The sequence below is a fragment of the Hydrogenophaga sp. FW305-3-2-15-A-LB1 genome, from assembly GCF_058787875.1.
This window is the reverse complement of sequence record NZ_JBYTAE010000039.1, coordinates 20,358-34,366: the sequence shown is the minus strand read 5'-3', so window position 1 is coordinate 34,366 and position 14,009 is coordinate 20,358. Positions and strand designations below refer to the sequence as shown.

The window sequence follows — 14,009 nt, the reverse complement described above, 5'->3', positions numbered from 1 at the left end:
CCCGATTGTCTCAAGGCGCGCGCGGCGGCTCCACCAGGTCGCGCATGCGCCGGCGCAGCGCGCGCTCGCGCCGCTGCTCTTCGTCCCAGTCGTCGCGCACGCCGCGCCACAGGGCGATGGCCATCAGCACGATCACCACGGTGAAAGGCAGGGCGAACACGATGGTGGCGGTCTGCACGGCCTTGAGGCCGCCGGCCAGCAGCAGGCTGATGGCAATGCCCGAGATCAGCAGGCCCCAGGCGATCTTCACGCGCGCGCCGGGGTTCTCCTCCCCACCGGTGCTCATCATGCCCAGCACCAGCGTGGCCGAGTCGCCCGAGGTGACGAAGAACAGCAGCACGAGCACGGTGGCCACGCCGGACATCAGCGCGGTCATGGGCAGCGCCTTGAACATCGCGAACAGCGCGGTGGAGACGTCGGCGCGCACCGCGTCGGCCACCGGCACGCCCTGCATGATCTCGAGATGCAGCGCGGTGCCGCCGAACACCGAGAACCAGACGAAGGCCGCCAGGCTGGGCGCGAGCATGGTGCCCAGGACGAACTCGCGGATCGTGCGGCCGCGCGAGACGCGCGCGATGAACAGGCCCACGAAGGGCGACCAGCTCACCCACCAGGCCCAGTAGAAGATGGTCCAGCCGCCCACCCAGGTGCTGTCGCGAAACGGTGTCATGCGCAGGCTCATGCGCACCAGCTCGCTGACGTAGCTGCCCAGCGTGGAGGTGAAGGCGTCGATGATGACCACCGTGGGGCCGACCACGAACACCACCAGTGCCAGCAGGGCGGCAAGCACCAGGTTGATGTTGGAGAGCCACTTGATGCCCTTGGTGACGCCGCTGACGGCCGAGGCCAGAAACAACACGGTGGTCACCACGATGATGCCGACCTGCTGGGCTTCGCCCACCGGCAGGCCCAGCAGCGCGTGCAGGCCGCTGTTGATCTGCAGCGCGCCCATGCCGAGCGAAGCCGCCACGCCGAAGGCGGTGGCGATCACCGCGAGCACGTTGACCACCGGCCCGAGCCGCTGCAGCGGCGCCCAGGGCAGCGCCTGCACCGCCGTGCTCACCAGCGCGGTGCCGCCCTTGCGGAACTGGAAGAAGGCGATCGACAGCGCGACGATGCTGTAGACCGCCCAGGGGTGCAGGCCCCAGTGGAAGAAGCTGTAGCGCATGGCCGCGTTGGCGGCTTCCGGCGTGCGCGCCGCGATGCCGGGCGGCGGCGTGCCGTAGTGCGAGATCGGCTCGGCCACGCCCCAGAACACCAGGCCAATGCCCATGCCGGCCGCGAACAGCATGGCGAACCAGCTGCCGATGGAGAACTCGGGCTCATCGTCCTCGCCACCGAGCTTGAGATCGCCATAACGGCTGAACGCCAGCACCAGCGCGAACACCACCAGGCCCAGCACCACCCACAGGTAGAGCCAGCCGAAGTCGCGCGTGATGACCGCCAGCGCACCCTGGAACAGCACGTCCAGGGAATCGGGGGCGATGACGCCCCACAGAACGATGGCCAGGATCACGCCGGCCGAAACGATGAGTTGCATGAAAGGGTCCTCCTCAATCTCCACCGTCCTGCGGTGTCGGGGTCTCGGGCCGGGCCGCCACCATGCGGCCGGCCTGGGCCTGCAGGGCATCCACCATGGCGTCGAGCTGTTCGAGCTGAGGGCCATCGAGGTCGGCCACCAGCTCGCGGTTGATCGCCGCCACGCGCGGGTAGATCTCACCATACAGCCGTCGGCCCTCGTCGGTCAGGAAAACGTGCACCTCGCGCCGGTCCGACGGGCGAGGCTGGCGCACCACGAGTTTCTTGGTCACCAGCGTGCTCAGGGTGCGCGAGGTGCGTGCGCGGTCGAGCATGGCGTGTTCGGCCAGCTGGGACGAGAGCGCGCCCTCGCGCTCGGCCAGGAAGGACAGGATGCGCCACTCGCGCCGCGTGATGCCGAATTCGCTCTCGCACATGTGCACCACCAGCCGCCCGGCGGTGATGTGGATGCGGTAGAGCCGGTACAGCAGCAGGTCGGCCTGCCGCTGCGGCGCCGTGATTCGGTTGCTCATCAGGGAAAACACCCGCAATGATTGATTTCTGCAATTGATTGTCGCTGCATAGGATGCTGGGTTGCTCGGGAAATTTCCCCCTCTGGAGACCCACCATGACCCCCCGCCGACGGCTGCTGTTGTCCCTCACCGCCGCGCTTGCCGCGTCCACCGCCCTGCCGGCCCAGGCCCAGGCCCTCGAAGGCTCCCTGCGCGTGGTGGTGCCTTACGCGCCGGGTGGTTCGTCCGACCGCGTCGCGCGCCTGGTGGCCGACAAGCTCGGGCCCAAGCTGGGCCTGACCGTGGTGGTGGAGAACCGCACCGGCGGCGGTGGGCGCATCGCGGCCCAGCAGCTCAAGGCCACGCCGGCCCACCAGAACGTGCTGCTGCTGGCCAACCCGGCGCTGATGCTGGTCGCGCCGCTGGTGTTCAAGGACGCGGGCTACGACCCCGACAAGGATTTCCAGCCGGTGTCGCAGGCCAGCAGCTACGAGTTCGCGGTGGCGGTGGGCGCGGGTGTGCCGGTGCGCGAACTCAACCACCTGCTGGCCTGGCTGCGCGCCAACCCCGAGCAGGCCAACTTCGGCGTGCCGGCCACTGGCAGCCTGCCGCACTTCTTCGGCCTCATGGTGGGCGAGAAGGCGGGCGTGAAGGCCCAGGTGGTGGGCTACCGGGGCTCCGGCCCGCTGCTGGCCGACCTGATGGGCGGCCAGGTGCCGGTGGCCTTCGACACCTTCGACTCCCTGCTGCCGCAGCACGAGGCCGGCAAGATCCGCATCCTCGCCGTCTCCAGCGCCAAGCGCTCGCCCTTCGCGCCCGCCATCCCCACCTTCAAGGAAGCCGGGCTGGACCTCGGCGCCGACGGCTGGAACACCTTCTTCGCCCCCGCCAGCATGCCCGCGGCCCGCGCGGCGCAGTTCGGCCAGGCCATCCGCGAGGTCATGCAGGACCCCGAGACCGTGCGCCGCTTCAACGACGCGCGCCTGGGCCCGGTGGCCAGCACGCCGGAGCAGACGCGCCGCATGCTCGCGGCCTACCGCGCTCAATGGGCCCCCGTGGTGCAGAAGTCCGGGTATCAGCCGTGAACACCCCCCTGCGCCGCTGCGCGGCTTCCCCCCTCCGTGGCGCGCCTTCGGCGCTTCGAGGGGGGACGGCATCTCGGGCCGGCGGAGCCGAACCCTTGGTGCCCCTGGTGGGCATTGTTTCGATTCAAACGGCTCGGTGAAAAACCAAGTTCTTTTTTCCTTTTATCTGTCTCCATGAAGATCACCGCCTTCCGCCTCGCCCTCACCCTGCTCGCGGCCACCGCCGTTCCCTTCGCTGCCGCCCAGGACGGCTACCCGAACAAGCCGGTGCGCTTCGTCAACAACTTCCCCGCCGGCAGCCCCTCGGACCTGCTCGCGCGCTCGGTCGCCGCCGTGCTGCAGGAGACGCTCAAGCAGCCCTTCGTGGTGGAGAACAAGGCCGGTGTGGCCGGCAACATCGGCGCGGCCGACGTGGCGCGCGCGCCGGCCGACGGTTACACCGTGCTGTTCGGCATCGACACCACCTTCACCGTCAACCCCCACCTCTACGGCAACATGCCGTTCAAACGCGGCGACCTCAAGCCCCTGGTGGTGATGGCCTCTTCCGGCCTGCTGGTGGGCGTGAACCCGGCCACCGGCATCAAGAACCTGGCCGGCATGGTCGAGATGGCCAAGACCAAGGGGCTGAATTTCAGTTCGGCCGGCAGCGGCAGCCCGGGCCACCTCGCGGTGGAGGTCATCAAGGAAGCCACGCGGGCGAAGATCACCCACGTGCCCTACCGCGGCAACACGCCGGCCGTCACCGCCGTGCTCTCGGGCGAGGTCGACGGGGGCGTGCTCGCCACGCCCGGCATGCTGCCGCACGTGCAGACCGGCAAGATCACCGCGCTGGCCGTCACCAGCCGCCAGCGCTCGCGCCTGGCGCCCGAGCTGCCCACGGTGGCCGAAGCCGGCCTCAAGAGCCTGGAGCAGGAGGTGCTCTACATCGTGATGGTGCCCGCCGCCACCCCCGACGCGGTGGCGCAGACGCTGCAGAAGGGCATCGTGGACGCGCTCAAGCGGCCCGACGTGCAGGCCCGCATGACCCACCTGGACCTGTTCTTCGAAGGCCTGACCGGCGCGCAGGCCAGCCAGCGCCTGGACGCGCTGTACAACCGCTACGGCCCGATCGTCAAAGCCACCGGCATGAAGGTGGAGTGAGCACACCATGACCTCAACGCAGCAACGCCCCAACCTCATCTACATCGTCTGCGACGACCTCGGCTACGCCGACCTCGGCTGCTACGGCGGGCGCGAGGCCGACTTCGGCGCCGTCTCGCCGCACATCGACCGCCTGGCCGCCGGCGGCGTGAAATTCACCCAGGGCTACGCCAACTCGCCGGTGTGCTCGCCCACGCGCTTCGCGCTCATCACCATGCGCTACCAGTACCGGCTGCGCGGCGCGATGGAAGAGCCCATCAACAGCCGCAGCAAGGGCAGCACCACGCTGGGCCTGCCGCCCGAGGTGCCCACCTTGCCGTCGCTGCTGAAGAAGGCCGGTTACCACACCGCCCTCATCGGCAAATGGCACCTGGGCTACCCGCCCTCGTTCGGCCCGCGCCGCTCGGGCTACGACGAGTTCTTCGGCATCATGGCCGGCGGCGTGGATTACTTCACCCACTGCTCGTCCAGCGGCGAACACGACCTCTACATCGACGAGCAGGAGCACCACGAGGTGGGGTACCTCACCGACGTGCTGTCGCAGCGCGCGGTGGACCACGTGCGCCAGCGCGCGGCCGACGCCAAGGCCGGCAAGCCCTTCCTGCTCAGCCTGCACTACACCGCGCCGCACTGGCCCTGGGAGACGCGCGACGACGCGCACGTGGCCTCGGACGTGGCGAAGAACCTGTTCCACCTGCACGGCGGCGACGTGCAGACCTACCGCCGCATGATCCACCACATGGACGAAGGCATCGGTCGCCTCATGGCCGCGCTGCGCGAAGAGGGGCTGGAAGAGAACACCCTGATCGTCTTCACCAGCGACAACGGCGGCGAGCGTTTCTCGGACAACTGGCCGCTGGTGGGCGGCAAGATGGACCTGACCGAAGGCGGCATCCGCGTGCCCTGGATCGCACACTGGCCCGCCGCCATTCCGGCCGGCACGGTGAGCACCCAGCACTGCATGACCATGGACTGGTCGGCCACCCTGCTCGAAGCCGGCGGCGGCCAGGCCGACCCGGACTGGCCCCTGGACGGCGTGAGCCTGCTCCAGGTGCTGCGCGACCCCGCGCAGCGCTTCGAGCGCCCGCTCTACTGGCGCATGAACCACCGGGGCCAGCGCGCGCTGCGCGAGGGCGACTGGAAATACCTGCAGGTGGATGGCCACGAGTACCTGTTCAACATCGGCAAGGACGAGCGCGAGCGCGCCAACCTCGCCGCGCGCGAGCCCGAGCGGCTGGCGCGCATGCGCGAACAGTGGGTGGCCTGGGACGCCAGCGTGCCGCCCATCCCGGCGGATGCGACGGTGAGCCTGGGTTATTCGGCCAAGGACATGCCGCAGCGTTGAGCCGCCGGCAGCAAGCGCTCTTCGGACGGGCCGAACAGGTCCAGCTGCCAGCTCGCCTCATTGGCAATCCGGATCAGCACGTCGTGAATGCAGGGATACACCTCCTCGGGCAGCAGGCGCTGGAGCCGGGCGATGCGCTGCACGCAGCCCCGCAGCTGCTCGCCATCCATGGGGCCGAGTTTCAGCTCGGCGACGTCCACCACCTCGATGCGGTCCAGCGGGCCCACGGCCGGGTCGCGGCACAGACCCTGGAACTCCACCTTGAAGCCGTGGGACAGCCACGATTCGCCCCTTGCCTGCTCTTTCAAGTGCGCCAACACGGCCTGGAACCGGACGATGGTGTCTTCAGGGGTCCCATCCGCGCCCCCTCGATCCGAGCGCCAGAGTTCGGCCAGGACCGCCGAGCTGTCACGCGCCCCGGGCCACTGGGGCCCCAGGTGCGCGACCGACGGGGGAAGCGCCGCCCGCCTGCCCGTCAGGAACTGGACGATCTCGGGCCACGCGCCCTCCGCCATGCGGCCTTCTTCGTGGTGCCGGATCACCGCCGCCAGGAAACCCCGGAGGTGGTCGTTGGCGGCGAGGACTTCGGCCTGTTGCGCGGGCAGGCCCGCCAGGCGCTGTTTCCATCCGCCGGCAGGATCGGCATCCGCCTCCGCATGTGCGAGGGCATGGTGAAAGAGCTGGAAGATGCTTGACAACATGGCGCGAATCCTTGGTGCGGGGCGACAGAAACGCCCACAGAATGAGCCACTCTCGCCTCGCGGTTGGCGCTGTGGGTCCGCCTGGGCGGAATCAGGAACGAATCAAGCGATCGCGCGCACGAACCGCCTGGGCCCCGCGGGCAGGCCACGGTCGATTCAGTAGGATCGGGGCATGTCACGTTCCCACCGCCTGTTCCCCTTCCTCCGCTGGCCGCGCCCCGACGCCGCCCTCCTGCGCGGCGAGGCCCTGGCCGGCCTCACGGTCGGCCTCATGGTGATCCCGCAGGGGGTGGCCTACGCCGCGCTGGCCGGCATGCCGCTGGTCACCGGCATCTACGCCTCGCTGCTGCCGGCGCTGATCGCGGTGCTGTTCAGCGCCTCGCCGCGCCTCTCGGTCGGGCCCACCGCGCTCACCTGCCTGCTGGTGGGCGCCTCGCTCAGCGGGTTGGCCGAACCTGGCAGCGCGCAATGGGTGGCGCTGGCGGTGTGGCTCGCCCTGCTCACCGGCCTGCTGCAGATCGCGCTGGGCTTCGCGCGCTTCGGCTGGCTGCTCAACCTCGTGAACTCACCCGTGCTCATGGCCTTCACGCAGGCCGCGGCGGTGCTCATCATCGCCTCGCAACTGCCGGCCCTGCTCGGTTTCGCGGGCTGGGACACGCTGTTCACCCAGCCCCACGTGCACTGGCCTTCGCTGGCCTTCGGTGTGGCCAGCTTCGCGCTGCTGGTGCTGGCGCGCCGCTGGCGGCCGGGCTTTCCGACCGTGCTCACCGTGGTGGTGGCGAGCGCGGCCATCAGCTACGCCGTGGGCTTCCAGGCGCTGGGCGGCGCGGTCATCGGCTCGCTGCCGCAGGGCCTGCCCGCCGCCTACTGGCCCGGCTGGCCGGGTTGGGCCACGCTCGGCCAGCTGGTGGTGCCCACGCTGGTGATCACGCTGGTGAGCTTTCTGGAAACCGCGTCCAGCGCCAAGGTGGACAACGGACAGCGCGGCCAGCGCTGGGACCAGGACCAGGACCTGATCGGCCAAGGCCTGGCCAAGCTGGCCTCGGGCCTGAGCGGTGCGTTCCCCACCAGCTCCTCGTTCTCGCGCTCGGCGCTCAACCTGTACGCGGGCGCCAAGACCGGCTGGGCCACCATCTTCTCGGTGATCGTGGTGCTGATCACTCTGCTCCTGTTCATCCCGCTGTTGCACCACGTGCCGCTGGCGGTGCTGGCCGCCATCGTGCTGGTGGCGGTGATGGGCCTGATCAAGCCGCGCGCCTTCAGCCAGCTGTGGAAGCTCTCGCGCGTGGAAACGGTGATCGCCGGCATCACCTTCGCGGTGACGGTGCTGGCCGCGCCACGCCTGTACTGGGGCGTGCTGGCGGGCGTGCTCATGGCGCTGTCGCACTTCCTCTACCTGCGGCTGCACCCGCGCATCATCGAGGTGGGCCTGCACCCCGACGGCAGCCTGCGTGACCGCCACCTCTGGAAACTGCCGCCGCTGGCGCCGCGTCTGTATGCGCTGCGCATGGACGCCGCGCTGGACTTCGCCACCGCCAACGGCTTCGAGCGCGCGGTGTCCGAACACATCGCGGCCCACCCCGACACCCGCCACGTGATGCTGATCGCGCACCCGATCAACTGGATCGATGCCACCGGCGCCGAAGCCTTCGGCCGCCTGCGCGAACAGCTCGACGACCAGCGCATCGAACTGCACCTGGTCGGCATCAAGCTGCCGGTGGAGAACGTGCTGCGCCTGGCCGGGCACCTGGAAACGGGCCCGCGCCTGCACCTCTACCGCACCGAGGCCGACGGCCTGCGCGCGGCCGATGCGCTCACCGAGGCGGCGCCCACCGTGCAGGGCGCTGCCCCGGCCTGAGCCGGCCGTCCGTGGCTTACTGCAGTTCGATCGTCTGCTTCACGAGCTCCTCGCGCGTGAGGCGCGGGAAGCTCTCGGCGTACATGTAGCTGTAGCCCTCGTTCTGCCACTTGGCCAGGTCGATCACGGCGGCCGGCACGACGGTGATCACGTCGTAGAACTCGTCGGGCTTGTAACCGCGCGAACGCGCCGCGTTGCTGCACACGCGGATCGTCACGCCCGCGTCCTTCAGCGCCTTGAGCTCCTCGTACATGTCGGGGTAGGCCGCGCGGTTGAGGCGCGAGAAGGCGTGCAGCTCGTTGCCGTGCGCCACGATCACGATGTGCGACTTCGCCGGGTCGCCGTATTCCTTGATCGCGCGCAGGTGGTTCTTGATGTAACCGAACGCTGCCTTGCCCTCGAGCGGCTTGGCGAAGTTGAAGTCGTACAGCGCTTTCTGAGGGGCGTAACGCGTGCCGTCGAAAGGCGAAGGGTCCTGGGGGCCGGCCCAGGCGGCGGTGCTCAGCAAGGCGGCGAGCGCCAGCGGGACAAGACGGGTGTTGATGATGGTCTCCTGTGGTGGGGGAGCCCGAGGTTAGCTTGAAAATCCGGATATTCGAAACAGCTTCTTTAATGCCTGCAGAATCACCCGCCTGCGCCCCGCTCTTGCGCCAACCGACCCACGGACCGATTCATGGAACTGCCCCGACACCAACTCAGCATGACGGTGCTGATGACCCCCGACACCGCCAACTTCTCGGGCAAGGTGCACGGCGGCACCGTGCTCAAGCTGCTCGACCAGGTGGCCTTCGCCTGCGCCAGCCGCTACGCGGCGTCCTACGTGGTCACGCTCAGCGTGGACCAGGTGATGTTCCGCCAGCCGATCCAGGTGGGGGAACTGCTCACCTTCCTCGCGGCCGTGAACCACACCGGCACCTCGTCGATGGAAGTCGGCATCAAGGTGATCGCGGAGAACATCCGCACCCAGGCGCAGCGGCACGTGAACAGCTGCTTCTTCACCATGATCGCGGTGGACGACCACGGCAAGCCCCAGGCCGTGCCGCCGCTCGAACCCGGCACGCCCGACGAGCACCGCCGGCACGCGGCGGCCACGCTGCGCAAGACCATGCGCCAGGAAATGGAACAGCGCTACGCGGCGATCCGCTGAGAAGGCCTCAGGTCCGCACTTTGCCGTCGCCGGTGAGCATCGACAGCTCCGCGAAGCTGGACGCCACGTGGTCGTTCGGGCCCAGCGAGACCTGGAAGCCGCCGAAGGATTGTTCGCCGATGGCCTCCATGCCGCTGATGAAGCTGTCGCGCGTGACCCGCGAGCCCGCGCGGCGCAGGCCTTCGCTGAACAGCTTCGCCGCGAGAAAGCCCTCCATGCTGGAGAAGTTGGGCTGCACCTTGTTGCCGCCCTTGCCGATGGCCTCGATGAACTCGCGCGTGATCGGGCGCGACGCGCTGTATGGCGTGGGCACCACCTGCGAGACCACCACGCCCGCGCCGTCCTTGCCGAGTTCGTCGGCCAGGGCCTGCGTGCCGACGAAGGACACGTTGTAGAAGGTGCCCCCGTAGCCCGCCGCGCGCGCGGCACGGATGTAGGCCGCGCACGACTTGTAGGCGCTGATCTGCACCACCGCGTCGGGCTTGGCCGCATTGATGGTGGCCACGGCCTGCGCCACATCCACCGAGTTGCGCTCCACCGTGGCCGTGGCCACGGGCTTGAGGTTGCGCGCCGTCAGCGCGAGCACCGTGCCATCGAGGCCGGCCTTGCCGTAGGCGTCGTTCTGGTGGAACACCGCCACCTTGTTCAGGCCGAGGTTGGTGAGCTGGCGCACGATCAGCGCGGTCTCGTCGTTGTACGAGGCGCGCAGGTGGAAGGCGAGCCGGTTGAACGGCTGGCGCAGGCCCATGGCCCCCGTGAAGGGCGCGATGAACGGGGTCTGCGCCTTGGTCGCCAGCGGCAGCGCGGCCAGGCTGGTGGGCGTGCCGATGTAGCCGAACAGCGCGAACACCTCGCTGGCCAGCAGCTTCTGGGTGTTTTCGGCGCAGCGGTCCGGCTCGTAGCCGTCGTCGAGCTGCACGATCTCGATGCGCTGGCCGTTCACGCCGCCCTGGCCGTTGAGCTGGTCGAAAAACAGCTTGGCCCCGGCGTGGAACTGGATGCCCAGCTGCGCCGCCGCGCCCGTGAACGCGGCCGACTGGCCGAGCACGATGCGGTTGCCCGACTGCGCGCGCAACGCGGGCGCGCCCAACACGGCGGCACCGGCCACGAGGCCATTGAAATGGCGGCGCGAAAGGCCGGGCATGGGCGGGGAGGACTGCATGTGGGGCTCCGTTTATAGGTATCGAACGGGGGCGTCACACCAGGCGCGACCCCACGTTCCATCCTATCGAGTACCCCTCCCGGGTATGCCTTCACCGGGCGCTCGGATTCAACCGCTCATCGATTCCGGCGCCCCAGCGTTGCCGCACCGAAGCTGGGGACACCCTCCCTCAGGGCGGGCAGACGCCGGGCAGCACGCCCAGGATGACGGGCCGCAACGACGACGCGGCGGAGCCCGCATCGTCCGGCCCGATGGTGTTGTCGGTGAACGTGCAGCCGTAGGTGGGGGCGGCCACGGTGGCCGGGGTGCTCACGTCGTCACCGGCTGGCGGCGGCCCGCCCTCGGCCCAGGCCACCATGTCCGAAAACGCCCGCACCTGCTCAGCCACGGTGAAATCGCAATGGCTCGCGCCCCGGATCGCACGCTGCACCAGCAGATTCCCGTTGCCCTTGGCCACCGCGCGTTGCCGGTAGATCTGCTGCATGCTGAAAGGCACGAACAGATCGCCCAGCGTGTGGATGGACACCACCGGCACTTTGAAGTCGCCGTGGATCGCCGGGATCCAGCGCAGGCCGTCGCGGCGAAGCCGGTTCGCGTCGGGCGCGGCCGTCAGCTTCTGCACCGAGGCGTTCAGGGCGGTGGAGTTCGGCACGTCGCCGTCGATCATGTAGGTGTAGGCGTTGGTGTCCAGCACGTTCTTGTTCAGGATGCCGTTGACCGTGCCATCGCTGCCAAAGACGCCGTAGGCCGACTGGAAGCTGCGGCCGAACGCCACCCCCTGATCGAACAGCGGGCGATCGCCGCCGGTGAGGTTCTCCACCACCGACAGGTACCTCACGCCCAGCGGGTTGCTCGGCACGATGTTGGCATTGTTGTAGGTGGTGAACAGGGCGGTGGTGACCAGGCCCTGGATCTCCGACCACTTGTTGGTGGGGTAACTCGGCACGCCCGCGATCGCCTGGGCCGCGACCTGCATGCCCGCGAAGCGGTTGAAGAGCTCGGCATCGCCCATCACGCCGCACATGGGCGCGGCGCCGTTATAGCGCACCTTGTTCTTCGCCGTGGCGTAGGTCTCTTCTTCGATCGCGGCCCCGGTGACGTGCCCGCCCATGGAATGGCCCGTGATGTACAGCTTCGTGGGCGCCGGCAGCGGGCGGCCTCGGGCCGCCGCAATCTGGTTGAAGGCGAGCGCGAGCGCGTTGGTGTCCTCCACGCCCGCGCGCACGTCGTACGAGTTCTTCGAGTAGCTCGACGCGGCCCAGGCGTAACCGTTCTCGATCAGGTAGCGCCGGATCGTGGGCGCCGTGACGTTGAGCGACGGCACTTCACCCACATAACCGTGCGCGTACATCACCAGCTTGCCGTTCCAGGTCGCCGGCACCTCGATCTGGTAGGACGCGCCATTGAGCACGCCGGCCCATCGGTCCGTGCCGACCGCCACGCCGGCCATGACGGCAAAGGTGGTGGCGCCCGGCGCGGCCGGTGTGTAGACCTTGCTGTCCTGAGCGCGGGCCTCTTCCGGAACCACCGGCGGGGGCGGCGCGGGCTCGTTGCCACCGCCTCCTCCACCACACGCCGCGAGCCATGCCGTGCCCGCCAAAACCGCCAAACGAAGTCTGATAGGTGTTTTCAAGCTTGTCTCCTGTCGTTGTTGGGAACCGATGCCTGCCCGCGCATGGCTGAGCAGGGAGTCGGTTATGCGACTGGAGATCGCCCGAACCCATAGTGAATACCCGGTGCCAGTCGCCCAGGCGACGCGGACCCCACCACCGGTCGGGCACCGCTTGCCAAGGCTCAGGTGCCTGCCACACGCGCCCAGAGGGCGGCAGCGTTCTCGGGCACGTCCGCGCCGCGCCAGGCAATCACCTGATCGGGCCGCACCAGCAGCAGGCCTTCGTCCAGCAGGTCGCCCGCCTCTTCCGCTTTCAGCAGCAGCACGGCCACGTCCAGCCTCGCCGCGCGGCCCGCCTCGGCCAGGCGCGTGGCCTCGGCCCCCGCGTGGGCCGGCGCCAGCACCGTCCACTCGAAGCCCAGCAGGTCGTACAGCGAACGCTCGCCCTCCAGCCAGCGGTGCGGCAGGCGCCCGCCCGGCTGGGTGGACGGGTGGTAGGCGTTGGCCTGGTCGGGCGGCACCCGGGCCGGGTCGCCGAACACGGTGGGCGAGGCATCCACGCGCTCGCCGAATGTGACGCCCGGGATGTTGAACTCGCGCCGCACGTGCGCGCCCAGCACCTCGCTGGCCTGCGCGCGCAGGGCGTCGCCCCTGGCGCCCTCGGCCTCCAGCTCGGGCGTCACCTCGAACAGGCCCACCGAATCGGCGAACTCGCGCGCATAGGCCGTGTTGCGCAGGCCGATGGGGCGGCGCTCCTGCTCGTAGCTGTCCAGCAGGGAGGCGTGCGCCTGCCCCTTCACCACCGCCGCGAGCTTCCAGCCCAGGTTCACCGCATCGCCCACCGCCGTGTTGTAGCCCAGGCCCCCGGTGGGCGTGAACAGGTGGGCCGCGTCGCCGGCGATGAACACGCGCCCGCGCTGGTAACGCTCGGCGACCAGCGAATGGCCCGCGATCCACACGCCGGTGGACAGCACCTCGAAGTCGATGTCCATGCCGCTGGCCTCGGCGAAGATGCGGCGCGCGTCGGCGTGCGTCCAGTCCTCCGGTGTCTCGTGCGGGTGCACGGCGGCGTGGAAGGCGAACTCGCCGCGCCCGTCCACCGAGGCCATGAACACGCGCCGCTCGTGGTTCACCGAGACGTACATCCAGGCGATGTCGTGCGGATACCGCTCGTAGAACGCCGGCGCGCGCAGGTAGATCGCGAACATCTTGCCGCCCATGAACTGGCGCTGCAGGCCGGTGGCGCCGCCCATCTCGATGCCCAGCGCGCCGCGCACAGCGCTGCGCGCGCCGTCGGCCCCCACCAGGTAACGCGCCCGCACCGTGACCGCCGGGCCGCCTGCGGCAGGCGCCACCTGCGCCACCACCTCGTCGCCGGTGTCGTCAAAGGACTGCAGCCGCCAGCCAAAACCGATGCGCCGCCCGGTGCGCTGCTCGGCATGCTCGCGCAGCACGGCTTCCACGTACTTCTGCGACACGCGGTGCGGCAGCTCGGCCGCGCTCCACGAACCGGCCAGGGACTTGATCTGCTCGGTGGCCTGCGCGGCGGTGGGCAGGCGCAGGCGCGCCAGCTCGTGCCGCGCGAACCGGGTGAAGTAGGCGATGTCGGTCGGGTGGTCGCCGGGCAGGCCCAGCGCGCGGATCTGCCGCGCGATGCCGATGCGGCGGAAGTGCTCCATGGTGCGCGCCTGCGTGGCGTTGGCCTGCGGGTTGAAGGCCGTGGTGGCCTTGGGGTCCACCACCAGGCACGGTACATTGCGCAAGCCCAGTTCGTTGGCCAGCATCAGCCCACAAGGACCCGCGCCCGCGATCAGCACGTCCACCCGCAGCTCGCCCCCTTCGGCCTGCGCCTGCTCCAGCGTCGAGAATTCCGCCACACCCGTCTCCATCGTCGATTTAATTAGGCAACCTAAGCAAATCCATTGTACG

12 protein-coding genes are annotated in these 14,009 nt (G+C 69.5%); 5 read left to right on the top strand and 7 right to left on the bottom strand.

Features of this window, described 5'->3' with window-relative positions; genetic code table 11:
• Positions 1 to 10: 10 nt before the first annotated feature.
• The gene (locus AC3WPZ_RS13680) at positions 11 to 1,540 is read right to left on the bottom strand and encodes a BCCT family transporter (protein WP_444687633.1); all 1,530 of its coding nucleotides are present in this window, start codon (positions 1,538 to 1,540) and stop codon (positions 11 to 13) included.
• Positions 1,541 to 1,553: 13 nt separating this feature from the next.
• The gene (locus tag AC3WPZ_RS13675; protein WP_382322191.1) at positions 1,554 to 2,051 is read right to left on the bottom strand and encodes a MarR family winged helix-turn-helix transcriptional regulator; all 498 of its coding nucleotides are present in this window, start codon (positions 2,049 to 2,051) and stop codon (positions 1,554 to 1,556) included.
• 95 nt (positions 2,052 to 2,146) lie between these two features.
• Between AC3WPZ_RS13675 and AC3WPZ_RS13670 the strand changes: the two genes are divergently transcribed.
• From AC3WPZ_RS13670 to AC3WPZ_RS13660, 3 genes are all read left to right on the top strand, one after another.
• Positions 2,147 to 3,115 carry a Bug family tripartite tricarboxylate transporter substrate binding protein gene (locus tag AC3WPZ_RS13670; RefSeq protein WP_492440072.1) on the top strand — a complete coding sequence of 323 codons (969 nt, stop codon included), beginning with the start codon at positions 2,147 to 2,149 and terminating at the stop codon, positions 3,113 to 3,115.
• Positions 3,116 to 3,289: 174 nt separating this feature from the next.
• Positions 3,290 to 4,255, top strand: coding sequence for a Bug family tripartite tricarboxylate transporter substrate binding protein (locus AC3WPZ_RS13665; protein ID WP_492440070.1), 966 nt, complete (start codon positions 3,290 to 3,292; stop codon positions 4,253 to 4,255).
• Positions 4,256 to 4,262: 7 nt separating this feature from the next.
• Complete coding sequence (locus AC3WPZ_RS13660) at positions 4,263 to 5,600, top strand: sulfatase family protein (RefSeq protein WP_492440068.1); 1,338 nt, start codon at positions 4,263 to 4,265, stop codon at positions 5,598 to 5,600.
• Here AC3WPZ_RS13660 and AC3WPZ_RS13655 read toward each other — a convergent pair.
• Positions 5,570 to 6,301, bottom strand: coding sequence for a hypothetical protein (locus tag AC3WPZ_RS13655; RefSeq protein ID WP_492440066.1), 732 nt, complete (start codon positions 6,299 to 6,301; stop codon positions 5,570 to 5,572). The genes AC3WPZ_RS13660 and AC3WPZ_RS13655 overlap by 31 nt on opposite strands.
• Before the next feature lie 172 nt (positions 6,302 to 6,473).
• Here AC3WPZ_RS13655 and AC3WPZ_RS13650 point away from each other — a divergent pair, with 172 nt between their 5' ends.
• A complete protein-coding gene (locus tag AC3WPZ_RS13650; RefSeq protein ID WP_492440064.1) occupies positions 6,474 to 8,159 on the top strand; it encodes a SulP family inorganic anion transporter in 1,686 nt (561 codons plus the stop codon).
• A gap of 16 nt (positions 8,160 to 8,175) precedes the next feature.
• Here the strand turns inward: AC3WPZ_RS13650 and AC3WPZ_RS13645 are convergent, their stop codons facing one another.
• Positions 8,176 to 8,667, bottom strand: coding sequence for a DsrE family protein (locus AC3WPZ_RS13645; RefSeq protein ID WP_382322197.1), 492 nt, complete (start codon positions 8,665 to 8,667; stop codon positions 8,176 to 8,178).
• 165 nt (positions 8,668 to 8,832) lie between these two features.
• Between AC3WPZ_RS13645 and AC3WPZ_RS13640 the strand changes: the two genes are divergently transcribed.
• Positions 8,833 to 9,306 carry an acyl-CoA thioesterase gene (locus tag AC3WPZ_RS13640; protein ID WP_382153395.1) on the top strand — a complete coding sequence of 158 codons (474 nt, stop codon included), beginning with the start codon at positions 8,833 to 8,835 and terminating at the stop codon, positions 9,304 to 9,306.
• Between the two features lie 7 nt (positions 9,307 to 9,313).
• Here AC3WPZ_RS13640 and AC3WPZ_RS13635 read toward each other — a convergent pair whose 3' ends face one another.
• The 3 genes from AC3WPZ_RS13635 to AC3WPZ_RS13625 form a co-directional block, all read right to left on the bottom strand.
• A complete protein-coding gene (locus tag AC3WPZ_RS13635; protein WP_492440062.1) occupies positions 9,314 to 10,468 on the bottom strand; it encodes an ABC transporter substrate-binding protein in 1,155 nt (384 codons plus the stop codon).
• Positions 10,469 to 10,637: 169 nt separating this feature from the next.
• Positions 10,638 to 12,077, bottom strand: a complete 1,440-nt coding sequence (locus AC3WPZ_RS13630) for an alpha/beta hydrolase (RefSeq protein WP_492440060.1) — start codon at positions 12,075 to 12,077, stop codon at positions 10,638 to 10,640.
• 185 nt (positions 12,078 to 12,262) lie between these two features.
• Positions 12,263 to 13,957 (bottom strand): FAD-dependent oxidoreductase, encoded by a 1,695-nt coding sequence (locus AC3WPZ_RS13625; RefSeq protein ID WP_492440058.1) that lies wholly within the window; start codon positions 13,955 to 13,957, stop codon positions 12,263 to 12,265.
• Positions 13,958 to 14,009: the final 52 nt, after the last annotated feature.